The following is a 9,490-nucleotide window of genomic DNA, read 5'->3' on the forward strand; positions in this document are numbered from 1 at the left end:
TTCCCTCCATCAAGCAGGAGTCCCGTCGTGATCGACATCATCAGCCTGTCAAAGAACTTCGGCCCCCGGACCCTGTGGTCCGACGTCACCACCACGGTCAGCAAGGGCGAGATGCTTGCCCTCGTCGGTCCCAGCGGAGCCGGAAAGTCCACGCTCCTCAACTGCATCGGTCTCCTCGACCGGCCGAATTCCGGTGAAATCCGCTATGAGGGAAAGGACATCACGCGGTTCGGGCGGCGCGATGCCCGCCGCTTCCGCCGCGAGGTCCTCGGCTACCTCTTCCAGAACTACGCCCTGATAGAGAACGCCACCATCACTGAGAACCTGGAGATCGCGAGCAAACCGAAGCGGTCTGCACGAGCCAGAGCGAACGTCGTCAGCGCTGAGGCACTTGAGCGCGTCGGTCTGGCAGGTCGAGGGAACGAGAAGATCCACTACCTGAGCGGTGGGGAACAGCAGCGGGTGGCGCTCGCCCGGCTCATCGTCAAGGAGCCTAGCCTCGTGCTCGCCGACGAGCCGACCGGCGCTCTCGACCACGCCAATGCCACAGCGGTCATCGATGTACTCCGTGAGATGAGCGATGCCGGATGCGCCGTCATCATCGCCACCCATGACGACCGTGTCCGAGACCGGTGCGACACCGTGTTCGCCGTCACGGAGAACTCTTTCGTCGCCTGAGATCGGCACGGTACCTGGAGATTTCCTCCGGCTGCGCGGACAAGGGGGTGTCCCCCGTGCGCGTCCCCACCGACCGGCACGCCTCCCCCGCATGCGGCCGTCCGCCGGACAGCTCTCACAAGCCTGTTTCTGACGCCGGTCCGCACCATTCACTTCAAGGACCCGACTGCCTTCATGACCCGCCACATATCTGTTCTCCGGCGCTGTCTGCCCATGTGGGTGATACCGCTGCTGTGGACCTTGGCCCTTGGCCTGTGGGGAATCTCCCGACAGCACAGTGTGTGGCGCGACGAGGCGGCGACCTGGCAGGTGGCTCGCCGATCCGCCGGGGAAATCTGGCACATGCTTGGTCAGGTGGACGCCGTGCACGGGCTCTACTACCTGCTGATGCATGTGCTCTTCGAATGCTTCGGCCCCGGCATCACTGTCCTGCGACTGCCCTCCGTCCTAGCCGTGGCGACAGCTGCGGCCTGCGTGACCGTCATCGGTCATCGCCTCGCCGGAGCCCGGGCGGGCCTGGCCGCAGGGCTGGCACTCGGGCTGCTGCCGACGGTGCAGTTCTACCTCCAGGAAGGACGTCCGTACGCCCTGGTCATGGCCGGGTCCGCGATCTCGACCTTGCTGCTGGTGATCGTGCTCCAAGGGAGTGGCCGCGCGGTGCACTGGGCCGCCTACGGAGGCGTCGTCCTGGTGTGCGCGCTCTTGAACTGGCTGTCATTGCTGATGCTGCCCGCGCACTGGACGACCCTGATGTGGGCGAAGGCCGAACGGGGGGTGTGGACACGCTGGTCGGTGGCCGCGACGGCCGCCACGGCGGGCGTCCTGCCGTTGATTCTGTTCAGCCGAACGCAGTCCGAGCAGATATCGTGGATCCCGCCGCTGACGTGGCACATGCTGATCGCCCCAGCAGTCCTTCTGGCCATCGGCGGTCTTGGAACGTTACTGGACCGGGCACGAGCGGGCCGGCTGTCAGTGGCAGCGGTCGGACTACCGCTCCTTGCGGTGCCGCAGTTGGGACTGATCGGCCTTTCCTTGATCCAGCCGCTTTTCCTGGATCGCTATGTCCTGTTCAGCATGCTGGGCCTGACCTTGCTGATCGGCGCAGCACTCGGTGCGGCAGTACGTTTTGTCGGGCCCCGATGCCCTATGGCAGTGCCGTGGCTCGTACCAGTGATCGTCGGAGTGGCGGTGGTGGCGTTGTTGCCGCAGTCCCTGGCCAAGCGGTCTCCGGCGAGTCGCGTGGACGACGTCCTGTCGGCGGCCGCGAACGTACAGCATTTGAAGAAGGCTGGGGATGCAGTCGTCTTCATACCGGCGGCCCGGCGCGACACCGAGCTGGTCTCCCCCGACGCCTTCGCCGGCCTGCGGGATATTGCGCTGGCGCAGAGTCCTACGGCGTCCGGAACATTGAAGGGCGAGGAAGCCGACCCGGACCGGATAAGGACAGCGATGCTTGAGCAGCGGCGAATACTGCTGGTCACTGATGTGCCCGAGGTGGCCCGGCCCATATCTGCGAAGCGGGACATCGTGAAGAACGCCGTATTGCAGGAGGACTTCACAGTGGTGGCGGACGAACAGGTCCGCGGGCGGCGGGTCACCGTGTACGAGCGGCGCGGTCAGAGGCCGTGAGCACGAGAAGCTTGGCTGACTGTCGTCGGTAGAAAGCTTGTCGCTGTGCTGGAACTTCTCTGTGGGCCCTCAGATGCTCGGTTGGGCCGTCACACGGCAGGACCAAACGACTGAGCGGTACGACAGCGGCCCTGTGGCAGGACCGCAGACCGAGTGACTGGTCTGGAAGGGGATGGTGTCAGAAGTCTGGTCTAGGTTTGGCCCGTGACCCACAGCCGTTTCCATGCCCGGGCGCCCCGCGAGTCCGACCTGCCGCCCTACCAGGTCGTCCTGGCGGAGACCGACTGGGGTTCGCTCCAGACGGCTTTCGGGTCCGGCGAGGACCTTCCCAAGGTTCTGACGCAACTTCTGGAGCCCGATCCCAAGGTCCAGGTCACCACCTTGTGGGAGCTGGGCGAGCTGGTCGGCCACCAGAACACCATTTACGAAGCCACCGCCCCCGCCGTCATGTACGTCGCCGGCATCCTCACCCACCCGGCGGCCATGACGCGACGGCCCTATCGCGACCGCCCCATCCGCGCGACGTTGTTGGGCTGGCTGGCCTCCACGCTTCACGACGCCTCCGACGACATCGTCGCCCGCAACGAGGAGTACTTCCCCGGCTTCCTCACCCGCAGCACCACCGTGGCGGCCTTCCGGGACCTGCGCCCCATGCTCTACAGAGCCGTCGCGCCCTTCCTGCACGACAACCACGAGGATGTGCGTGAAGCCGCCGCCATCGCCGCGCTCCTCCTCGCCGAACACCCCGCGCTCACCACGCACCGTGCTCACCTCGCCGTGCACGCGCACCGCATCCTGGACACCAGCAGCAACGACCCCAACCGTCGCGTCGCGTGGAGGGCCCTCGAAGCATGGGGCCACCATCCGCCCGGCCCGGAGCCTCTTTCGGAGGAGGCCGGGGACCGGGGGCCGCACAGCGATGGCCGCGGCGATCTCGAACCACCCTTCTGACCGATACGCGCACGGCACACCTGCGGACCATGACAGCACAGAGACACACCGACCCAAGGTCGCGCGTGCCATATCCGTGCCAGAGCGGGCGGGGGACCACGGGGAACAGCGGGGTCCAGGGCACCGATCAGCCAGGCTCCGCGCCCGCTCCGTCCCAGGTCGGAACAGCGAGCGCCGGCGAGGACGCTGTCAGCGCTGCTTGCGGAACTCCCGGTATCGGCGCTCGACGTCGGTCAAGAACCAGTCGGGCACCTCGCCGGCAGCCCGCAGGTGCTTGCGCTCGTCGGTCGAGAGGGTTTGCGCTGCCGCATCCACGGCCACCGCGTAATCGGACATCTTGTCCGACGCGTGCTCGCGCCGGAGATCGCCCCCGAGCCTGGCGCCACGGGTTCGGCTGCTGAAAAGCACGGTGACCCATCCGAAGAAACGCAGTTTGCTGGTCTTCTTCTGGAGTTCTTCGCGAACTATGAGCCAGCACAGGCGTTCATCGGTGACGTTCGGGATCGATCGTGCCGATGTCATGCGTTTCCTCTCCCCATCGGCGGATCAAAAGATCCGCGCAGCGCAGGAGCATAGCCGAGCGGTGCCGATGTCGTGGACCTGACCACCCGTCACGGGTCCGGCGGCTCAGTAGGGTCGCGGGATCTCGTGGTGGTCGGTCGGCGCGACCTCGTACCGGGCCAGAAGAGCATCCAACCCGACATCAGCGGCAGACAGCAACGGCCCACAGCAGCGACGTTGCACCCAGAGGAGCGGGCGTTCCAGCCGTCGGGGGCGGCGCGTGGCGGGTCGGTCGTCGGTGTGCGGGCAGGGTCGGGTCCGAGGGGGTCTCGGGCCCGGTCCTGCCCGCGGGGCCGGCCTCAGACCTCGTCGCGGGTCAGGGCCAGGAGACGGTCCAGGACGCGGGGGCCGCCGGCTCGCACGCCGTCGTGCTCGAACTCGTCCGTGACCCAGGTGCGCAGGCCGCGGACGGCGCGGGCGGTCTCCAGGGAGTGGGCCGTGTCGACGTACATGTCGTCGTGGTAGACGGCCGCCGCGACCGGTACCTCGTTGGCGGCCAGGCGTGCCGGGTCGTAGAGGGGCTGCCAGTCGGTGCGGGCGGCGAGGTGTTCGGCGGTCTCGCGCAGCGGGCGCAGCGCCGGGTCGCAGTCGAACATCCAGGGGTGCACGGACTCGCCGGTGAACAGCAGGGGCGCGTCGCCGGTGAGCGTCTTAGCTGCGTCGAACTGGGGGAACTCGGCGCGGACGCGTTCGGCCGACCAGGCGGTGGGGCGGCCGTCCTGGCCGTAGATGGCCTCGTGGACGAGGGCGTATAGGGGGTGTCCGGCGTACGACAGGAGGCCCTGGACCTCTTCCTGGAAGGCGTCGGACGGCTCCAGGCCCCGCGGGGTGCGTACGAAGGCGCGTTCGAGGAGGAAGTGCAGCTGGTGGCTGCCCTCGGCGCCGCCGAGGAGGATGCCGAGGGACTGGAAGGCCTCGACGGTGAGCCGGTAGCCGTTGGGGAGGGTCACCTCGTGGTGGAGGAGGTGGTCGGCGATGCGGCGGGCGCGCTCGACGTCCTGCGGGTAGCGGGCGTAGTGCGCGACGACCTTGCGTTCGATGCGCGGGTAGGCGGCCCGGTAGACGTCCTCGGCGTGGGCGTGCAGGGAGGGCAGGCCGCCGGTGACCATGGCCGCCGCCAGGCCTTCGGGCGCCTTGGACAGGTACGTGAGCGTGCAGAAGCCGCCGAAGCTCTGGCCGAGGACGGTCCAGGGGGCGCCGCCGGTGACCTGGGGGCGGATCGCCTCGCAGTCCCGCACGATGGAGTCGGCGCGGAAGCGGGCGAGGTAGTCGGCCTGCTCGGCGGGGCCGCCGCGCAGCGGGAGCGTCTGGCGGTTGGCGGGCGTGGAGTGGCCGGTGCCGCGCTGGTCCAGGAGGAGGACGCGGTACTCCTCCAGGGCGCGGCCGAGCCAGGCCTGCCGGCCGACGAACCGGTTGGCGCCGAAGCCGGGGCCGCCCTGGAGGTAGACCAGCCACGGCAGGTCCTGGCGTGCCCGGTCGCTCGCGACGACCTCCCGACCGTAGAGCTGGATCGTTTCTGCGGTCGGGTCGTCGTGATCGAGGGGAACGGTGAAGTGACGGTCGGTGAGGACGACTCCGGGCTGGCGGTAACTGACGGTCAACGGGGCTCCCCATACGGACGGACTGGGCCGTCCCAGTTCAGCACACCCGGGACGGCACGGCCCGACCGGGGATCATGAACGGCAAGTCAACTACCTGTCGCTGAGCAACGGGCTTGCAGAACGGGCACCACCGGCTGTGGTGCTGCGTTTGCGTCCTGTCCCACGCCCTGGTTCGGAAGGTGGGTCTGGGGCGATTGACCGCGCCCCGCGTCGCCACAACTCTTCCGCGCGGGCGCGGATGTTGCGGGAGGCATTCCGGTCCGCGTGATCAACGAATCCGCAGTTCCGGCACGCGAACCAAGCCTGACTCACCCGGCTCGCCCTGTCGATGTGACCACACTCGGCACAGGTGCGGGAGGTGTACGCCGGATCGACGTACACCACCGGCACCCCCGCCTTGCGGGCCTTGTACGCGATGAATCCTCCGAGCTGGGCAAAGGCCCAGCTCGAGTGGGTGGCCCGTTGGGGCTTGCGAAGCCGTACCCGCTCACGAATACCGCCCAGGTCCTCCAAGGCAATTCCGCGCCCGGTGCGTTCTGCCTCAGCCACCACATGTTTCGCGATCTTGTGATTGATGTCCCTGGCCCGCCGTGACTCCTTGCGCCGCCGCCTCTTCAGACGGCGCTTGGCGGACGAGGTGTTCTTGCGCTGCAGCTTGGTGCGCAATGTGCGTTCACGCGAGTGCGCGCCCGGCCATGATTTCGCCGTCGGAGGTGGTGGCGATGTTCACGATGCCCAGGTCGATGCCGAGGAACCCCTCCGGCGCGGTGTTCAGCAGCGCTTCGGGGACCTCGCAGGTCGCATTCAGGAACCACATTCCGTTGCGATACAGCAGGTCCGACTCACCCTTGCGGTACAGGGCGAGCGTGGCCAGCTGCTCGGGTGCGGCGGTGAACGCCACGTCCTTGATGCGCCCGGAAACCGTCCAGACCGACACCGTGCGCCCGGCCATCTGCCACGACAGCATCCGGTCGTCGTACGGCTGCGCGCCCTGCGGCCGGAACGTGACGGGCTTCTCGCCTGCCCTGCGATAGCGCCTGGAGCCTGGCCTGCCGAGGTTTCCCGCCTGCAGGTTCGCCCTCAGCGTCGTATAGGCGTCGCAGGTCTTCTTGATGACGTGCTGGGCGGCCTGCGCACCCAGCCCCCACCGCTCCTTGACCTCGGCATAGGTGTGCTCACGCAACGCGAAGTTCCGCTTCACATCCTTGGCGAGCGCCACCCCGCTCACCCAGGTCGCGGCCTCGTTACAGGCACGCAGGGTCGCCTCCAGTGCCGCCGCCTGCCCCGGCGTCGGCAGCAGTTTCACCTGCACCACCAGCTTCACGATCACCCAACGTACACACCCGTACGGAGCACCATCACATGTTCAACGCAAATCACCCGAGCAGGGGAAACGAATGGTCATTCTGAACCGCGGCTCAGCGCCCGGGAAGGCTGGAGCGGCGGACGACCAGCTCGGGCTGGAGCACCACCCGGCGGTGTTCGTGGGCCGTGCGCCCGGCCTCCGCCTCCGTCTCCTCCAGGAGCAGCTCGGCGGCGAGCGCGCCCAGTGTGACGGCGGGCTGCCGTACGGAGGTGAGCGGGACGGCCGCGGCGGCCGCGAACTCGATGTCGTCGTAGCCGACGATCGCGAGGTCGTCGGGGACGCCGACCCCGGCCGCGTACATGGCCTGGAGGACACCGAGGGCGAGCAGGTCGTTGGCGCAGAAGACGGCGGTCGGCCGGTCGGCGAGGCCGAGCAGCCGGGCGCCCGCGTCCCGGCCCGCCGCGACGTCGAGCCGCTCGGTGGGCAGCTCGCGCAGCGCCTCGGGGCCCAGACCGGCCTCGGCGAGCGCGTTCAGGGCGCCGGTGCGGCGGTCGCGGACCTGGTTGAGGCCCGGCGGCCCGCAGACGTAGGCGATGCTGCGGTGCCCGGCGTCGACGAGATGACGTACGGCCAGCGCGCCGCCCGCCACGTCGTCCACGGAGACCGAGCACTCGGTGGTGCCCTCCGCGACCCGGTCGACCAGGACGAAGGGGATGCCGTGCCGGCGGAAGGACTCGATGTTGCGTCCGGTGGCGTCGGCGGGGGTGAGCAGCACGCCCCGCACCCGCTGCTCGGCGAAGAGCGACAGGTACTCGGCCTCCTCGCCCGGGTTCTGGGCGCTGTTGCAGACCATCACGCCGAGCCCCGCCTCGCGCGCGGCCCGCTCGGCACCGCGCGCGACGTCCACGAAGAAGGGGTTGCCCATGTCGAGGACGAGCAGCCCCATGATCCGGCTGCGGCCCGCGCGCAGCTGGCGCGCGGACTCGCTGCGGACGTAGCCCAGCCGGTCGATCGCGGACAGCACCCGGGCGCGGGTCTCGCCGGCGACCGTGTCCGGGCGGTTGATGACGTTCGAGACCGTGCCGACGGAGACTCCGGCGGCGCGGGCGACGTCCTTGATACCCACCGACTGGGCCATCGGGCGGGGACCTCCAGAGGAACATGGGGCGGCGGGAATACTTCACATTATCCCCGGGCCCGGGGTGAGCAGGTGGGATCAGGCAGGCAGGGCGAAGTCGGCGACGCGCAGTGCCGAGGGGGTCGTACCGGTGGACTTCTCCTGGTACATGAACGACAGCACGTTGTCCGCCTTGACACGCCATTCGTCGATCACGACTTCGCCGAAGGCGTTCAGCGCGGCGGCGTCGTACAGGAGTGTCCAGTCGGTGTACCCGGAGGACCTGGAGGCGCCGGCGATCCGGCCGTGGGGCAGGACGGCGTAGGCGTTGTCGTACTTGTCCAGGACCAGTTTGGTGCGCTGGCTGGAGTTCGGTGCGACGGGGATCTCGGTCTTCTGCCAGCCTCCGGAGGAGTTCTTGCGCAGGTGGAAGGCGCGGCCGTTGGCGGTGCGGTCGGTGACGTAGTTCGTGGTGCACTGGCCGAAGCGGCCGGGGACGTAGCTGATGATCGCGTGCGGCAGTCCGGCGGAGTCGGTGGTCTGGCTCTCCTGGTTCATCAGGGAGTGGTCGGGGTTGAGGGCGTCGACGACCAGGCCGCTGTCGGTCACCGCCACCGTGTCGGTGCTCCCGGTGGTGGCGACGAGCGTGCCGGCGTCGTTGCGCCAGGTGCGGCCGCGGTCGGTGGAGTAGACGTAGCCGGTGTCGTGGTTGGTGATGCCACCGCTGCTGCACATCACGGCGCTGTTCTGTTCGCGCCAGGTGAAGAAGGAATGCAGCCGGCCGCCGGTGTCGTAGTCGATGCCGTGCAGGTACATGTTGCGGGCGGTGCTGGAGCCGTGCTCGCTGGTGTAGGTACCGGTGGCGGAGGTCCACTCCCCCAGTGCCTTCCAGGCCGAACCGTCGTACTCCGCGAGGGCGTTGCGGCCGTTGCCGGAGACGCCGACGCGGTAGCTGAGCTGGAGTCTGCCCTCGGGGGTGGCGATGAACTGCGGGTAGGTGAACTGCGAGGTGAGGGCGAGCCCGTCGAGGGTGGTCTGGACGGAGCCGAGCACCGCCGCGGTCCAGGCGGTGCCGGCCGGGTTGTCGACCAGGCCCGCGACCGACTTCACGTAGAAGAAGCCGTCGCTGTGCGAGTCCATGTTCAGGTGCAGCCGGCCGTCCGTCCTGGAGACGCCCAGGGAGATCACGTTGTGCGAGTCGTCGCTCTTGAGCTGGTGCGGGAGGGTGATCGTGGACCAGCCGGCGGCGCCCAGGGCCCGGCGGGCGACGACCGCGTTGCGGGTGGCGGTGTACCAGGCCGCGTACTGGTAGCCCTTGTACGTCAGCAGGCCGCTCTTCTGGAAGGCGTTGTTGTTGACGAGACCGTCGTAGGAGACGAAGTAGATCGCCCGTGCGTCGAGCAGGGTGGTGCCCGAGGCGGTGACCGAGGGGCCGGGGCCGGCCGCCCGGGCCGTGCCGGGGACGGCCACCGCGGCGGCGGCCAGGGCACTCGCGAGAACCGTGCGTCTTCTCATGGGGGCTCCAGTCATGGACGTTCCGGTCGTGGGGGTTCCAGTCGTGGTTCCGGTCGTGGTTTCGGTAGTGGGGGGGCCGGTCCTGGGGGCCCGGGCCCTGGGAAGGCCGACTGAGTTCCGGGGGGCTCGGAC

Annotated in this window: 7 protein-coding genes and 1 pseudogene; 3 read left to right on the forward strand and 5 right to left on the reverse strand. The window is 68.9% G+C overall.

The genetic code is table 11. The features are described 5' to 3' along the window. Positions 1-27 precede the first annotated feature (27 nt). The 3 genes from ABT085_RS15970 (at position 28) to ABT085_RS15980 (ending at position 3,258) form a co-directional block, all read left to right on the forward strand. Positions 28-678, forward strand: a complete 651-nt coding sequence (locus ABT085_RS15970) for an ABC transporter ATP-binding protein (protein ID WP_351607129.1) — start codon at positions 28-30, stop codon at positions 676-678. Positions 679-852: 174 nt separating this feature from the next. Then, positions 853-2,307: a glycosyltransferase family protein gene (locus ABT085_RS15975; RefSeq protein WP_351607131.1), complete on the forward strand. Its 1,455-nt coding sequence runs from the start codon at positions 853-855 to the stop codon at positions 2,305-2,307. A gap of 204 nt (positions 2,308-2,511) precedes the next feature. Continuing rightward, on the forward strand, positions 2,512-3,258 hold the full coding sequence (locus tag ABT085_RS15980; RefSeq protein ID WP_351607134.1) for a hypothetical protein: 747 nt from the start codon (positions 2,512-2,514) through the stop codon (positions 3,256-3,258). Positions 3,259-3,447: 189 nt separating this feature from the next. On the opposite strand, the gene ABT085_RS15985 is transcribed toward ABT085_RS15980, so the two are convergent. The 5 genes and pseudogenes from ABT085_RS15985 to ABT085_RS16005 all read right to left on the reverse strand — a co-directional run bounded on the left by ABT085_RS15985 (position 3,448) and on the right by ABT085_RS16005 (position 9,358). Next, complete coding sequence (locus tag ABT085_RS15985) at positions 3,448-3,780, reverse strand: hypothetical protein (protein WP_351607137.1); 333 nt, start codon at positions 3,778-3,780, stop codon at positions 3,448-3,450. A 338-nt stretch (positions 3,781-4,118) separates the two neighbouring features. Beyond that, positions 4,119-5,420: an alpha/beta fold hydrolase gene (locus ABT085_RS15990; protein WP_351607139.1), complete on the reverse strand. Its 1,302-nt coding sequence runs from the start codon at positions 5,418-5,420 to the stop codon at positions 4,119-4,121. A 90-nt stretch (positions 5,421-5,510) separates the two neighbouring features. Beyond that, positions 5,511-6,744 (reverse strand): annotated as a pseudogene (locus ABT085_RS15995) (RNA-guided endonuclease InsQ/TnpB family protein). 94 nt (positions 6,745-6,838) lie between these two features. Continuing rightward, positions 6,839-7,864: a LacI family DNA-binding transcriptional regulator gene (locus ABT085_RS16000; protein WP_351607141.1), complete on the reverse strand. Its 1,026-nt coding sequence runs from the start codon at positions 7,862-7,864 to the stop codon at positions 6,839-6,841. 78 nt (positions 7,865-7,942) lie between these two features. Then, positions 7,943-9,358 (reverse strand): BNR repeat-containing protein, encoded by a 1,416-nt coding sequence (locus ABT085_RS16005; RefSeq protein WP_351607144.1) that lies wholly within the window; start codon positions 9,356-9,358, stop codon positions 7,943-7,945. Positions 9,359-9,490: the final 132 nt, after the last annotated feature.

It is taken from the genome of Streptomyces sp. NPDC002265, assembly GCF_040296125.1.
Lineage (GTDB): Bacteria > Actinomycetota > Actinomycetes > Streptomycetales > Streptomycetaceae > Streptomyces.

What these genes read in the sequence shown, in the direction of transcription:
- ABT085_RS15975 (WP_351607131.1), top strand. Translation starts at nt 853, where the DNA reads ATGACCCGCCACATATCTGTTCTCCGGCGCTGTCTGCCCATGTGGGTG.
- ABT085_RS15985 (WP_351607137.1), bottom strand. Translation starts at nt 3,780, where the DNA reads ATGACATCGGCACGATCGATCCCGAACGTCACCGATGAACGCCTGTGC.
- ABT085_RS16000 (WP_351607141.1), bottom strand. Translation starts at nt 7,864, where the DNA reads ATGGCCCAGTCGGTGGGTATCAAGGACGTCGCCCGCGCCGCCGGAGTC.
- ABT085_RS16005 (WP_351607144.1), bottom strand. Translation starts at nt 9,358, where the DNA reads ATGAGAAGACGCACGGTTCTCGCGAGTGCCCTGGCCGCCGCCGCGGTG.